Genomic DNA, 15,103 nt, shown 5'->3' with positions numbered 1-15,103 from the left:
ACCCGACAAGCCCGCCGGCGAGGCGTCCCGCAATCTGCGGCTGCTCCGGTTCTCGCCCGAGGAGGGCGAGGTCACCGCCGAGTACGCGTACCGGGCACGACCCCGGCCGCCGGGTCCCGCAGCCCGGTCCGAACCGAACACCCGCCACCGAGCGCGGCGTTCCGCGGCCCCGGACTCGTCCGCCGGGCCCGTCCCGACCAGCCGAGCCCCCTGGCGCACCACGAGCCCTCGCGGCCGTTCCCGGCCGCGTCCGCGGCTCTCCGCGGACACCGCCGGGGAGCGGGGAGCCGCCGAGAACACCCGGTCGACCCCGCCCGACCGGCGGGCCGCGCAGACGAGCTGAGGAGTACGTCCGTGAACACCCCCCGTCTCTCCGCCGGGACCGCCCTGGTCACCGTGCCCGGCCGGGGTCTCGCCCTGCGGACCCCCGACGGCACCTTCCTCCGGGTCGACACCGGTGACGTACCGCCGCCGTCCCTCCTGCGGCGCCTCGGCGCCGCGCCGGACCCGGCCGGGGTCCCGTACGAACAGCCCGATCCCGGTACGGACCGGCTCGTAGCCGCCTTCGAGGAGGCCGGATACGCCACCCGCGCCCCCGACGGCGTACCCCCGCCCGGGTCCGCGGCCCCCCTGGCCGGAACGGCCGTACTCCTGCTGGGCGATCCGGTCCTGACCCGGCCCGTCGCCCGGCTGCTCCGTACCGCGGGCGCCGAACCCGAGCCCGTCGCACCCGACCGGCTTGCCGAACGCGCCGCCGGGGCCGTGCCCCGTACCGCCGTCGTCTGGTGTCTCGACGGGCCCGTCCCGCCCGGCCTGTGGGACCCGGCCGACCGGCTCTCCCGCGACGGCGCGCTCTGGGCGCGCTGCCACCGCGAGGGCGCCCGGGTCTGGATCGAGCCGACGGCCCGGGGACCGTACGGCGTCACCGCCGCCGACCTCCGGCTCCGCCGGCTCGCCGCCACCCCCGCCCACCGCGAACTCGCCGCCTACTGGGCCGGATCCCGGACCGCCGACACCGGCCCCCGGCACACCGAGGTGACCGCGGCCCACACGGCCGCCCTCCTCGTCCACGACCTGCTGGCCGCCGCCGGGACCGGTCCCGAGCCCGTACCGCCCGTGCTGCGCGGTGTCGATCTGCGCGATCTCGGCACCACCCGCCACCCCGTCCTGCCGGTGCCGCCGTGCGCCCCCTTCCCGGGCCCGCCCGGCGAGCCGGGGAACGCGCCGTGACGCGTACCGTACGGGTCACCGCCGACGGCGTCCCCCTCGCCACCGACGTCGTCCTGCCGCCGTCCGGCCCCGCCGAAGGCCCGTACCCCGCCGTCGTCATCCGCACCCCCTACGGCCGCCGCGCCCACCGGGGCGAGGCGCGCGCCTGGGCCGCGCGCGGATTCGCCGCGATCGTCCAGGACGTCCGCGGCCGGTACGGCTCCGGAGGCCGCTGGCGGCCCTACGCGTACGAGGCCGCCGACGGCGCCGCGACCCTCCGCTGGATCCGCGAACGCCCCTGGAGCGACGGCCGGATCGTCGCCGCCGGATCCTCCTACGCCGCCTACTGCGCCCTGGTGACCGTCCTCGGCGATCCGGGTGATCCGGGTGGCTCCGCGGCGCCGCCCGACGCGGTCGCCGTCGCCGTCCCCGCCCTCGGCACCGCCGAGACCGCCCGCGACCCCTCCGGCGTCGAACGCCTCCTCGGCCGGGCCGGCTGGTGGGCCGCGCACGGCGACCGCGCCGACTCCGACCCCGAAGCCCTCGACCGGCGCCTCGGCCACGACCCTGACCTGCTGCGCCATCTCCCGGTCGCCGAACTCCCCGTCAGGCTCGGCCGCGCCCTGCCGTCCTGGCCGGGCATCTGGTGCTCCCCGCGCGCCGACCTCGTCGTCCGCCGGGCCCCCGGCGCCCGGACGCCCCTGCTCGCCATCGGCGGCACCCACGACCCCTTCGCCGCCGACACCCTCGCCCTGTGGCGCGCCTGGGGCGGCCCCGCCCGGCTCGTCCTCGGCCCCTGGGGACACCGGCTGACCCGCGACCCCGGCCCCGGCGCCCGCCCCGAACACCGGATCGACCTCGGTGCCCTGACCGTCGCCTGGGCGCGGGCCGTCTGCGCCGGACGGCCGCCCGCGGGCCGGAGCGGCGCCGTCGCCGTCGCCGGGACCCCGTACTGGTATCCCGCGACCGCCGTCACGGACACCCCGGCCCGCCGGATCCCCCTCACCGGCGGGCCCTTCGACGGCGCGCTGCTGTACGGCGGCGACTTCCGGGCCGACCCCGAACACCCCGTACGCTCCGACGATCTGCGCGCCGACCCCGGCCGCGCCGACCGCGCCCTGTTCGTCACCGGGCCGCTGCCCCACGACACCCACCTCGTGGGGCCCGCCACCGCCGAACTGCGCGTCACCGCCGACACCCCGGCCGCCGACTGGTTCGTCCGGATCGTCGCCGTCGACCCCTCCGGCCGGGCCGAACCCGTCGCCGTCGGCAGCGCCAGGACCGCCCGGCCACCCGGCACCTGGTCCACCGTCACCGTCCCCCTCGGCCCGCTCGCCCGCAGGATCCCGCGCGGCACCCGGCTGCGGACCGAGATCGCCGGACACCACTTCCCCGCCCACGCCCGCAATCCCCACACCGGACAGGACCCCGTCACCGCGACCCGGCTCCGGCCCTCCGGCCGGGCCCTGCGCGCCGACGACTGCGCCCTGCTGCTGCCCGTAGCCCGGCCCCGCCCCGACGGCGCCCGACCCGACCTCTCCGAGGAGATACCCGCATGACCACCACGGCCGCCGGGCCCACCGCCCCGCCGTCACCCCTGCCCCCGCCACTGCCCGTGGACCACCTGGTGGACCCCGTCTGCGGAATCGTCCGCGACGTCGCCCCCGTACCCCACCCCGCCGGTGCACCGCCCCGCTACACCGCCGTCACCGCGAACGTCGCCGACGCCCGCAGGCTCGGCGCCTGGCCCGCCGACCGGGTCGCCCTCGGCACCACCTTCGCCGACCCCGACGGCGCCCGGATCGCCGCCGTCGCCGAAGCCGTGGAGCGCTACTGCGGCAACCGGGTCCCGCCGCCCGGCCACCCCGACGCCCCCCGCCGCGCCACCGCCGCCGAACTCACCGCCGAAGGCCACCGGGTGTACGGGCCCGGCGCCGTACCCGCCTACGCCGACTGGCAGTACGACCGCCCCGGCTTCCCCTACCGGCGCCTCACCCCCGACACCCCCGCCCTGTGGACCCGGGCCGCCGAAGCGGGCGCCCCCGACGGCGACCCCTGGTGGGTCCCCGTCTCCCTCAGCCATCTCAACTGGCGCCAGGGCCCCCTGCGCGAACTGCCCCGCACCCACCACCTCAACTACGCGGGCATCGCCACCGGACGCGGCCTCGGCGACGCCGTCGAACGGGCCCTGCTGGAAGTCGTCGAACGCGACGCGCTGGAACTGTGGTGGCACCTCGACGGACCCACCCGCGGCATCGACCTCGACTCCGTGCCCGGCCTCGCCGACGACCTCGCGGGCTGCGACCTGGAGATCACCGCCGTCGAGCTGCCGTCCGAGTTCGCGCCCTGCGCCGCCGCCCTCGCCCACGACCCCGTACGGGGCCTCTACGCCGCCGGGTTCGCCTGCCGGTTCGACCCCGCCGAAGCCGTCCGCAAGGCAGTCCTCGAAGCCGTCCACACCTGGGTCTTCACCCAGGGCACCACCGACCCCGACGGCTGGGTCTTCCAGGCCGTCGACGCCGGACTCCTCGCCCGCGGCCTCTACCTCGACCACCGCGCCGACCGCCGCTACCTCGACGACTGCGGCCAGGACTTCGCCGCCGTCCGCGACCTCGGCGCCCATGTCCAGGTCTGGCTCGACCCCAGGACCGCGCCGCTCGCCCGCCGCTTCACCCACCCAGCGCAGGGCACCGTCCCCGTCTCCGCGCTCCGCCCCGGCGACCGGCCCCTCCTCGACGCCCGGCTCGCCGAGGGCGGCCACCGCGTCCTCGTCACCGACCTCACCACCGAGGACGTCGCCAGGACCGAACTGCGGGTCGCCCGGGTCCTCGTCCCCGGACTGATCCCCAACGCGCCCGCCGCCTTCGGCTACTTCGGCAGCCCCCGGCTCGCCGACGCCGCCCTCGCCCGGGGCTGGCGCGCCCGGCGCCCCACGAGCCCGGCGGACTTCACCCTCGTCCCGCCGCCGCACATGTGAGGCCGGACCCGATGCCCACCGAATCCACCCCGGCGCCCGAAGGTCCCGACGCGCCCGACGGCCACGACGCCGCGGCGCCCGCCTGCCGGGGCCTGGCGGGCATGTCCGCCCCGCTTCCGGCCGGGTCCGGACCGGCGGCCCGGGACGACGGCCCGGCACACACGCCGGCCCCGGTACGGACGCCTTCACCGGATCCGGGCCGTACGGCCGCGCCCGGCGACGGCCCCGGACCGGGCCCGCAGCCGGATGGCCATCCCGGCACCACGGACACGCCGCGCGCCGCTCCGACAGGTGATCAGGGCCCGCCCGGCGGCCCGGACTCGGGAGGCGCCGGTGTGCCGTACCCCCGTCCCGCCCGAAAGCCGGGCGATACCGCCGTACCGGATCCGGAACGCACGGCCGCGCCGGCTCCGGGCCGTACGCGTGCCCCGGACCCGGAGCCGGCCCCGGACCCGGAGCCGGGTGGCGACCCCGCTCGTACGCGGACGGCGCGCACCGCCCCGGCGGATGCTCCGGACCCCGGCCGGGGATCGGGTCCCGATCGCCACCCCGCCCGTACGGACGCCCCGGACCCGGCGCCCGTACGGCGTGGCAACGGGCCGACCGTCGCCGCCGCGCTCGCCGCCGCCCGGTCGGCCCGGCCGCCGGGGCCCGATCTGCCGTACCGGGCCCCCGCCCCGGCCCGTCCCGACGACGGCCTTCCCGTGCCCGACGCGCTCGACCCCGTACTCCGGCACTCCGTCGCGGGCGGGCGGCTGCGGCCCGCCGCCTCCGCCGGGGCCCTGCACCCCGTCTCCGTACGGCTGCTGGCCGGGACCGGCGCCGGACTGCCCGCCGGGCACTACGCGTACGACCCCGCCACCCACCGGCTGCACCCCGCCGGACCGCTCACCGGACCACCACCGCACGGCGCGTTCGCGATCCTCGGCGCCGTACCCGAACGGACCGTCTCCCACTACCGGCACCGGGCCTGGCCGCTGACCCTGCTCGACACCGGGCACGCCGTCGCCGCGCTCGTCGCCGCGGGCGCCCCCGGCTACAGCCTCGACCCGGCGCCCCGGGCCCTGCCCCGCCCCGCCCGCCCCGGCGCCGGACCCGACGAGATACCGCTGGCCGTTGTCCGGCTCACCCCGCACGGCGAACTCGAAGACCGTCCCCCGGGCCCGCCGCCGACGACCGGAGTCCCGCACCCCGCCCCGCATCCCGATATCGCCGACGCCCGGCGCATCCTGCGCCTCCTCGCCTCGTCCGGACGGGGGACCGGCACCTGGTACACCGCGCGCCGCCGTGCGGCCCGCCCCGTGATCGCGGCCCGCAGAAGCGCCCCGGTGGACGTGCTCGCCACCGCCGGACGCCCTCCGGACCGGCTGCTCCGCCGGGTCCTGACCGCCGCCGGGTCAGCCGCGCCCGGCGGGCCCGACTGGTGGCTGGCCGTCGGCGGCACCCGCCCCGCCCTGCTCACCGCCGCGCCCGGCGGACTGAGGACCGAGGCCACCGGACCCGTACTCGACACCCTCGCCCGCTGGGCCGCGGGACAGAGCTGGCTCGCCGGAACCGGCGCCGTCCTCCTCGCCGTCGGCTGCCCGACGGCCGCCGCGCCCGCCCGGATCCGGGCCGAGCACCTCCGGGCCGGATACGGCATCGGGCACGCCCAACTGACCGCCACCGCCCTCGGACTGCCCGCCCGACCCGTCGGCGCCTGGCAGCGCGCCGACCTCGGCGCCGCACTCGGCGGCCCCGCCGGACGGCGCTGGATCGTCCACGGACTGGCCTTCGGCACCGCACCCCGGAAGCGGCCCCCGCGCGCCCGGTCCGGCAGACCGGACCGGACGCCCACGGCCTGACCCGCCACCGGCTCCGCGCCCCGCCCCCTTCCGCCCGTGCCCACCCGCATCCGCGCCCCGCCGATGCCCCGCCCATGCCCCGGACCGCCGGGGCCGCCCCCGACGACCGAGGAGAACCCGTCGCATGATGCTCCATCCGGAGTTGCTGCGCGCCGCCCGCACCGCCCGCCGCCCCCTGGCCCGGGCCACCGCGCTGCTCGCCGCCGTCGCCCTGACCCAGCTCGCCCAGGCCGCGCTGCTCGCCGTCGCCCTCGCCGCCGCCGCCCGCGGCGACACCGGACCACTGCCCGCCCTCCTCGCGGGCGTCGTGGCCGCCGTACTCCTCCGCGCCCTGCTCACCGTCCGGCAGCGGCGGGCCGCCGTCACCGCCGGGGCGGCCGTACGGGTCCGGCTCCGGGACGAACTGCTGACCCGGCTCGGCACCACCGGGCCCGCCCGGGACAGCGCCGAACGCGCCGGGGCGCTCCGGGCCGTCGTCGTGGACGGTGTCGAGGGCGTCGACGCGTACGTCTCCCGCTATCTGCCCCAACTCGCCGTCACCTGCCTCCTGCCGCCGCTCGTCCTGGCCGCCGTCGCCGCCGTCCACCCCCCGGCCGTCGCCGTCATCGCCCCCGCGCTCGTCGTCGCCCTGCTCGCCCCCCGCTGGTGGGACCGGCTGCTGGAACGGCGCGGCCAACAGCACTGGGGCGCCTACGAAGCCCTCGCCGCCGACTATCTGGAGGCCCTTCAGGGCATGGCGGCCCTGCGGTCCACCGGCGCCACCGGACGCACCCGGGCCCGGCTCGCCGAACACTCCGACCGGCTGCACCGGGCCACCGTCGCCAAACTCCGGGTCTCCCTCGTCGACACCGGGATCACCGACCTGGCCGTCCAGGGCGGCACGGTCGCCGCCGTCCTCGTCGCCTGCTGGTCCGCGACGGCGGGTACCACCACCGGCACCGGTACCTATCTGCTGCTGTTGCTGGCCTCCGAGTGCTTCCGGCCCGTCCGCGACCTGGCCCGCGAATGGCACGCCGGATACCTCGGGACCTCCGCCGCCGACGGCATCGCCCGGCTGCGGACCGCCGACGGCGGCGTACCCGACACCGGTACCCGGACCGAACCGTGGCCGAAGGCCCCCGAGATCCGGTTCGAGGACGTCCACTACACCCACCCCGGCGCCGGGAACCCGGCCCTCGACGGAGTCACCTTCACCGCGCCCGCCGGACGCACCACCGCCGTCGTCGGGCCGTCCGGCGCGGGCAAGTCGACCCTCGTCGGGCTGCTGCTGCGGTACGCCGACCCCGCGCACGGCCGGATCACCGCCGACGGCCGCCCCCTCGGCACCTGGACCCTGGCGGCGCTGCGGCGGGGGATCGCCGTGGTCTCCCAGGAGACGTACCTCTTCCCGGTCTCCGTCGCGGACAACCTGAGGCTGGCCCGTCCCGGTGCCACCGACGCCGAACTCCGGTCCGCCGCGCGGGTCGCGGGCGTCCACGACGAGATCCTCGCCCTCCCCGACGGCTATCTGACCCGCCTCGGGGAGCGCGGCGCCACCCTCTCCGGCGGCCAGCGCCAGCGCGTCGCCCTGGCCAGGGCCCTGCTGGCCGACGCGCCCGTCCTCGTCCTCGACGAGGCGACCAGCGCCGTCGACGAGCGAGCCGAGGCCGCCATCGTCCGCGCCCTGACCCGGGCCGCCGACGGCCGGACCCGGCTGGTCGTCGCCCACCGGCTGGCGTCCGTACGCGACGCGGACCGCATCGTCGTCCTCGACGGCGGCCGGGTCGACGCGATCGGCGACCACGACACCCTGCTGGCCCGAGGCGGTCTGTACGCCCGCCTGGCGACGGCGGCCACGGTCGCGCCCGGGACCACCGGAGCGCGGATAGGAGAACTGACACCATGACATCCGCACACCCGACCCCCCGCCGAACCGACCCGGCCACCGGCGGAGCCGACTACGACGGCCCCGGGCTCGGGCCCCGTCCCGGCGGTCCCGGTCCCGGCGGTCCCGGTCCCGGCGGGCCCGGTTGCGAGGCCGAGTCGCCGCCGCCCGGTGCCCTGCGGGCGCTGCTGCCCGTCCTGCTCGTCCATCGCGGCGCCACCGTACGGACCTTCGTCGCCGCCCTGCTGTCCCAGGCCGCGCTCGTGACCCTCGTCGTCCTCGCCGCGCACACCGTCGGCACGGCCGTCGTGGCGGGGACCGCGCCCGGCCCCGGCGTCATCGGCGCGCTGGGCGCCCTGGTGGCCGTACGGGCGGTTGTCACCTGGTGGGAGATGGACCTCTCCCACGATCTCGCCTACCGGGTCCTGGCCGAGCTGCGGATCCGGGTCTTCGACGGGCTCGCCCGGAGCGCGCCCGCCCGGGTCGAAGGCCGGGAGAGCGGCGATCTGGCGTCCGCCGCCCTGGCCGACGTCGAGGCGCTGGAGTTCTTCTACGCGCACGCCGTGGCCCAGTTCGCCGCCTCCGGGACCGTGTTCGGCGCGGGCGCGGTGGCGCTCGGGCTGGTCGAGCCGGGGCTGCTGCCGCCGGTGTTCGCCGCCGCCGCCCTGCTGGTCCTGCTGCCGATGCTGGACGGCCGCACCAGGGCCCGCCGGGCCGCCGTCACCCGGCGGGCCGCCGCCCGGCTCTCGGCGCGGACCGTCGAGACCGTCGACGGGCTGCGCGAACTGCTCGCCTTCGGCGCTCTGGAGCGCGGCCGGGAGCGACTGGCGGAGGACGGCCGTGCCCTGGGCCGGGCCCAGCTCGCCGAACACAGCCGGGAAGCCCGCTCGGCGGCGGCCCGCGACCTGTTGGTGACCTGCGCCGTCGCGGGGGTCGCCGCCGTCGCCGGATACGGCGTCGCCGGTGCCTGGGCCCCGGCCGCCCTCGCGCTCGCCCTCGGCACCCTCGCCCCCGTCGCCGACGCCACCGCCGCCGCCGGACAGGCCAGCGGACTGCGGGCCGCCGCCGCCCGGGTCGGCGACGCGGTACGGGCCCCGGCACTCGCCCCGCCGCCCGCCGAGCCCCGGCCCGTCCCCGCAGGACCGCTGTCCGTACGGTTCCACCGGGTCCATGCCGACTACGGCGACCGGCCCGTACTCACCGGCGTCGATCTGAGGGTGCCCGCCGGGACGCGGCTGGCGCTCACCGGGGCGTCCGGCGCGGGCAAGTCGACCTGTGCCCATCTGCTGGCCCGCTACTGGGATCCGGCCGCCGGGCGGGTCGAACTCGTCGGCGCCGACGGCACCGCCGTCGATCTGCGTGCCGTCGCCGACGCCGAACTGCGGCGGACCGTCGCCGTCGTCGGCCAGGACACCCCCCTGTTCCACGGCACCCTGATGGAGAATCTGCGGCTCGCCGCCCCCGACACCGACGACCGGGCGGTCCGCGAGGTCGCCCGGGCCACCGGCGTCGACCGGGTGGCGGCCGGGCTTCCCGACGGCTACGACACCCTGGTCGGCGAGCGGGGCGCCACCCTCTCCGGCGGCCAGCGGGCCCGGGTCGCCCTGGCCCGCGCCCTGCTCACCCGGCCCCGGGTCCTGGTCCTGGACGAGACCACCGCCCAACTCGACGGCGTCGGCGACACGGAGGTCCTGACGGCCCTGCCGCGCTGTACGACCCTGCTGATCGCGCACCGCCCGGCGACCATCCGGCACGCCGACCGGATCGCCGTACTCGACGGCGGCCGGATCGTCCAGCAGGGCACCTGGCAGGAGGTCACCTCCGCGCCCGGCCCGTTCACCCGCGTCGTGGCCCGCGGCTGACGGCCCGTCCGGAGGCCGCACGGCCTCCGGATCCCGCCACCCGCCGCGCACCGGGCGGCGCCACAGCCGGACAGCGCCCGCCCGTAGACCGCCCGCCCACCGAGTCAGCACCGTACGACCCCCGTCCGCCCGCCCGGATCACCCCACGCGACCGACGGTACGGGCCGCCACTGACAACGGCGCCCGGGAGCGGGATACGACCCCTCCCGGGGCCGTGAGAGGGTCGGACCCATGACCGAGACTTGGACGGTGGGCCCCGATCCGGCCCCCGTGGCGCCGGGGGACGTGTCGGCGCTGCTCAGCGCCCGGGCCGGCCGGGGCGAGCTGGAGACCTGGCTGACCAGCTCCACCGGGCGGTCCCTGGCGGTGCTCTCCAACAACCGGCGCGCGATGGTGATGCTGCTCGAACGGCCCGGCGACCCCGGGGAGCACGCCGTCGACCCCGACGCCGGCGACGAGTGGAGCGACGGCTTCGTCCTCGCCAACGGACAGGACGACGAGTACCCCGACCAGGACACGGTGCCGCTGCCGGAGGCGCTGCGGATCGTGGCGCACGTCCTCGCCACCGGTGCCCCGCCCCCGGACGCGGCCTGGCGGATCGACCGCTGAACCCCGCCCCGGAACGATCCGTTCCGGGTTCGGAGGAGGCTCGCCGTGCCCTTCACGCCCGGGAAAACCGGTCGCCCGGCCCGGCCGTTCGATGCGAGCGTGACGCGTATGACCTCGCAGTACAGCGTCCGGGCCGACTACGACGCGCGGACGATCGTCGTCTATCAGGCGTACGCCCCCGCCGTCGCCGACGCCGCCCTGCGCGCCGGACGGTTCACGGCGCCGTTCTCGTTCCGCCGGATGACCTGGATCAAACCGTCGTTCAACTGGCTGATGCACCGCAGCAACTGGGCCCGCAAGCCGGGGCAGACCCGGATCCTCGCGGTCCGGATCACCCATGAGGGCTGGACCGAGGCGCTCGGCGCCGCCGCGCTCACCACCGGCGATCCCGCGGTACTCGCCGACGCGCCGGTCCATGTCCAGTGGGATCCCGAGCGGTCCCCGCGGGGCGCGGCCCTGAACCACTACAGCATCCAGATCGGGATCGGCCGGACCCTGATCCGTACCTATGCCGAGGAGTGGGTCACGGAGATCACCGACATCACACCCAGGGCCCGCCGGATCGGTGAACTGGTCCGCGCGGGCCGGACCGCGCAGGCCGAGCGGCTGCTGCCGCCGGAACGGATCCTGCCCGTCCCGGCCGCCGTCGGCGCCCGCCTGGGCATCGGGACCTGAGGCTCCGGAGCCGTAGGGCCGGAGAATCCGTACGGGCGGGGCACCGGAAGACTTCCGGTGCCCCGCCCGCCTCTTCAAGAGGATCGGTGGCTCGGCGGATCAGCCCGCGGCCGTCACCGGGCCGCCCGCGCCGGAGGTGCCAGGTCCGGCCGGTCGGTCACCCGCAGGGAGTTGACCAGCGGCTTGCCGTAACCGGCCCGGGCGACGAACCGGACGTTGAGCGTCCCGTCGGTGACCGTCACCGTATAAGCGCGCTGAACGGCCGTGTACGCCCCCGCCTCCAGGGCGATGTCGAGGGCGGGCAGTACCTGCGTCCCCTCCGCGAGTACGTCGAAGACCCGCTTGTTGGGCCGGGTCGACGACACCTCGGCGAAGCCGAGTTCCACGGTGTAGACCCCGTTCGGCACACCGTCGAAGCGGTACTCGTACATGCCCTCACGGGCCGTGCGGAAGAGCGCCGGATCATCCGTACCGGCGATCGTACGGCTGGTGGAGCGGGTCCCGGACGCGCCCTGGTAGCCGTACGAACCGCTCGCATAGGCCCGGTCCGGGGTCCAGCTGTCGCCCAGCGCGTCGACCGACGCCGCCCTGGCGCCGGTGTCGAGCGCCGTCCGGTAGCGCGGCACGACGACCGTGACCGGGATCGACAGCACCGGCGAACGGCCGCTGCGGGACTCGACCCGGACCGCGCCGCGGAGCACCGTGCCCGGGGCCTGCCCCGCGGTGTCCACGGTCACGGTCAGCGCCGTCTTCGCGCCGGTGGCCAGTTCGCCGGAGGCCGGGCCGACCGTCAGCCAGGACGCCTCGGACGCGGCCGTGAAGGCCGTTCCGAGACCGGGGTTGGACAGTTCGATCGTCCGGGTGCGGCGCTGGTCACCGGGGGCGACCACATCGAGCGACGCCCTGGCGGGCGTCACCCGGCCGGTCCGCAGCGACCGGCTGTCCCGGGCCACGGTCCCGGCCGCCACCTCGACGGTGGCCTCCGCGCTCTCGTACGACGGCGCCGATACGGCCACCGGCTGCGCGCCCGCCGGGGTCTGGGCGACATAGCCGCCGTCCGCGCCGGTGGTGACGGTCACCGCCGACGTCCCGGTGCCGACCGCCACCGTCGCCCCGGCGACGCCCTTGCCGTCATTGGCGTCGAGCACCCGGCCCTGCAGTACGCCGTGCCGGGTGGTGCGGAAGGAGATCGACAGGCCGTCGGTGAGGGCGGGGGAGTTGAGGGAGTAGAGGAACGCGTCGGTGCCGTTGGCGTTCTCCACCCCGACGGTCGCACTGGCGCCGCCCGGCAGACCGCTGCCCGTGGTGCCCTTGTAGTGGTAGGTCACCACACCGTTCTCGCCGATCACCGCGGCGAAGGAGAACCGGCTGTTCTGGTCCGACCAGTGGACGGCGTCGCGCCATTCGACGACGTACGCCCGGTTGGGCGCGGTTCCGGTCACCCCCGTGTAGACCGCGGACTCGCCCTCACCGGTCAGCACCAGATCGTCCCAGAAGGGGTAGAGGCCGGCGTTCGGGGTGGAGAGGCTGGGGATGCTTCCGTTGGAGTCGCCGGTGTGCGGGCCGCCGAAGCTGAGGTTGCCGTTGGTCCCCACATGGGCGACCCCGTAGTTCTTCCCGTAGAACGGGACGGCGAAGGGGAGTTCGACCCGCTCGGTGGCGTTGTCGCCGGTGAGCGCGAGCCGCTGGGTCCCGGCCTGATAGCCGCCGCTCCCGGTGGCGCAGGCGTAGCCGAAGGTGTCGGTGCGCTGCGGCAGCGCGATCTGCGCCGTGGTCTCACCGCCGACGGTGATCCGGGTCGAGCCCGCGGTGGCGCAGCGGGAGGGGTGGGTGGCCCGCAGTTCGTACGCGCCGTGCGGCAGGACCGCCTCGAACCGGCCGGCGGCGTCGGTCACCGCGGTCACCGGGGTGTCGGTGACGGACACCGTGGCACCGGCGGCGGGCCCGTCGGCCGAGGTCACCACGCCGGTGACCTTGCCGGACGCGGCGGGGACGAGGGCGAGATCGAGGGTGGCGGTGGCGTTCTCGGCGACCGTGACGGTACCGGTCGCGCTCTGGTGGCCGAACTTGCCGCCGGTGACGGTGTACGTCCCGGCCGAGAGCGCCGGGAAGCTGTAGCGGCCGTCGGCGGTGGTGACGGCGGTCCGGCTGATCGGGCCCTCGGCGACGACCCGGGCCCCGGCGAGCGGGGCGCCGGTGGCGGTCACGGTACCGGTGAGCGCGCCGACCGGTCCCCTCGGCGCGGCCTGGACGGCGGCGAAGGCGTCCAGCCTGCCCTCGCCGAAGACATTGTTGTCGGCGGGGGTGCCGCCGCAGGCGGTGGCGTCGACGTCGATCGCGGACTGGTCGAGCAGTGCGGCGGTCTGGGCCACGTCGCCGCGGAGCGCCGGGGCTGCCGACCAGATCAGGGCGACCGTGGCGGCGGTGTGCGGGGAGGCCATCGAGGTGCCGGAGAACGAGCCGTATCCTCCGTTGCGGATCGCGGAGCGCACATTGGACCCGGGCGCGGCGACATTGGGCTTGACGCCGCCCTCGTCACCGGCGCCCCGGGAGGAGAAGCTGGCGATGGCGTTGTTGACGTCGAAGGCGCCGGAGCTGTACGACGCCACGTAGTCGCCCGGGGAGCCGCTGGTGGCGCAGGCCGGACCGTTGTTGCCGTTGGAGAACGCGGGGAAGATCCCGGCCGCCCGCCAGGCGTTGACGATCTCCTTGTACCAGGGGTTGTGGACGCCGCTGCCCCAGGAGTTGTTCACGATGTCGGGGGCGAGATCGGGGCGCGGATTGACCCCGTTGCCATCGGTGGGGGCGAGGATCCACTGCCCGGACGCCAGCAGGGACGCCTGGGAGCAGGAGTTGGACTCGCAGCCCTTCGCGGCGATCCAGCGGGCCCCGGGCGCCACTCCGATCTTGTTGGCGCCGCCGTCGTCGCCGACCATCGTGCCCATGGTGTGGGTGCCGTGGTCGTTGTTGTCGCAGGGGGCCCTGGTGGGGCAGATCCCGGCCGGGTCGAACCAGTTGTAGTCATGGGTGTACGTGCCGTCGGCCGCCCGGCCCCGGTACTGGGTGTTGACCGCGGGGTGCTGGAGGTCCACCCCGGTATCGATATTGGCGACCACGACGCTCTCGCCGCGGAACCCGAGCTGTTCCCAGACCCGGGGGGCGCCGATCCGGTCGATGTTCCACTCGACCGCGTCGACGGTGGTCTCCCGCTCGCCCCTGACCGGCTTCGGGAGGGTGACGGTGTCGTCGGCGTCCAGCCCGGCGACCTCGGGCCGCTGGGCCAGCGAATCGGCGACCTTGGCGTCGGCGACGACCCGGACGGTGTTCACGGCCCAGTAGGCGGTGTACTCGGCCCGGACGTTCTTCAGGGCCTCGACCACACCCGCCTGGGAGCGTTCGGCGTGGGCGCGCTTGGCGTCGTACACGGCCCGTGCCTTGGCGGCCTTGCCCCGGGCCCGCTCGGCGGTGCCGAGGTCGGCGGCGGTGTCGAACCGTACCCAGAACTCGGTCTTGCCCCGGTCGAGCTGGCGCCGCAGTTCGGGTTCGATCTTGTTCTCGGCGATCGCCCGCCGCTCGGCGGACGAGGGACCGGCCGCCGGAGCCGCGCCCGCGGAGCCCGCGCCGAGCGGTAATAACAGCAGGACGCCGGAGCAGGCGGCGAGGGCGGAGAGCGCGGTCCGCGAGGGACGGCGGCGCGGTCCGCGGTCGGGGGTGGAGGAGGGCCGGGCGCGTCTGACGCGCAGTACCCGGCCGATACGAGTGATCCGTCGTGCCACGTTGTCTCCCCTTGCGCTGGCGGCCGTTCGGGCCGCTGAGGAAGGTGCCGGAAACGTGCGTGGAGCAGAAACACCCGCCCGGGACACGGCCCCGGGCGGAGCCGTTGTCATGGACGGGTTAACGTTGCCGTTCATCGTGGAGCAGTGGGCACCCCCGCAACAAGAGGGCATCGGCGTCGCGGCCCGCGCGTCGGCCACGATGTCCCCAAGAGCAGGCAAATGTCCCGCGGGTTTTCATCCGCGGGACACATGGAGTATCCGGGTCCGCTCAGCCGACCGGAGAATCG

10 protein-coding genes are annotated in these 15,103 nt (G+C 76.8%); 9 read left to right on the top strand and 1 reads right to left on the bottom strand.

The window, feature by feature from the left end; all coding sequences use genetic code 11:
* The 9 genes from ABZ714_RS27270 to ABZ714_RS27230 all read left to right on the top strand — a co-directional run.
* Positions 1–343: hypothetical protein (locus ABZ714_RS27270; protein ID WP_358827989.1), on the top strand; the 343-nt coding region annotated here is incomplete at its 5' end.
* 11 nt (positions 344–354) lie between these two features.
* On the top strand, positions 355–1,230 hold the full coding sequence (locus ABZ714_RS27265) for a hypothetical protein (RefSeq protein ID WP_358827988.1): 876 nt from the start codon (positions 355–357) through the stop codon (positions 1,228–1,230).
* A complete protein-coding gene (locus tag ABZ714_RS27260; RefSeq protein ID WP_358827987.1) occupies positions 1,227–2,768 on the top strand; it encodes a CocE/NonD family hydrolase in 1,542 nt (513 codons plus the stop codon). Before ABZ714_RS27265 ends, ABZ714_RS27260 begins: the two co-directional genes overlap by 4 nt.
* Before the next feature lie 38 nt (positions 2,769–2,806).
* Positions 2,807–4,186: a YcaO-like family protein gene (locus ABZ714_RS27255; protein ID WP_358827994.1), complete on the top strand. Its 1,380-nt coding sequence runs from the start codon at positions 2,807–2,809 to the stop codon at positions 4,184–4,186.
* 704 nt (positions 4,187–4,890) lie between these two features.
* Positions 4,891–6,030, top strand: coding sequence for a hypothetical protein (locus tag ABZ714_RS27250; protein ID WP_358827986.1), 1,140 nt, complete (start codon positions 4,891–4,893; stop codon positions 6,028–6,030).
* Positions 6,031–6,154: 124 nt separating this feature from the next.
* Complete coding sequence (locus tag ABZ714_RS27245) at positions 6,155–7,915, top strand: ABC transporter ATP-binding protein (protein ID WP_358827985.1); 1,761 nt, start codon at positions 6,155–6,157, stop codon at positions 7,913–7,915.
* Positions 7,912–9,756, top strand: a complete 1,845-nt coding sequence (locus tag ABZ714_RS27240) for an ABC transporter ATP-binding protein (RefSeq protein ID WP_358827984.1) — start codon at positions 7,912–7,914, stop codon at positions 9,754–9,756. The genes ABZ714_RS27245 and ABZ714_RS27240 overlap by 4 nt, the downstream gene beginning before the upstream one ends.
* Before the next feature lie 231 nt (positions 9,757–9,987).
* Positions 9,988–10,365, top strand: coding sequence for a hypothetical protein (locus ABZ714_RS27235; RefSeq protein WP_358827983.1), 378 nt, complete (start codon positions 9,988–9,990; stop codon positions 10,363–10,365).
* Between the two features lie 108 nt (positions 10,366–10,473).
* Positions 10,474–11,040 carry a DUF4291 domain-containing protein gene (locus ABZ714_RS27230; protein WP_358827982.1) on the top strand — a complete coding sequence of 189 codons (567 nt, stop codon included), beginning with the start codon at positions 10,474–10,476 and terminating at the stop codon, positions 11,038–11,040.
* A gap of 113 nt (positions 11,041–11,153) precedes the next feature.
* On the opposite strand, the gene ABZ714_RS27225 is transcribed toward ABZ714_RS27230, so the two are convergent.
* A complete protein-coding gene (locus tag ABZ714_RS27225) occupies positions 11,154–14,816 on the bottom strand; it encodes a S8 family serine peptidase (protein ID WP_358827981.1) in 3,663 nt (1,220 codons plus the stop codon).
* Positions 14,817–15,103 lie beyond the last annotated feature (287 nt).

Source organism: Streptomyces sp. NPDC006798, from assembly GCF_040635975.1.
Lineage (GTDB): Bacteria > Actinomycetota > Actinomycetes > Streptomycetales > Streptomycetaceae > Streptomyces.
Note: the sequence above shows the minus strand (reverse complement) of the source record. Positions and strands in the feature narration are given on the sequence as shown.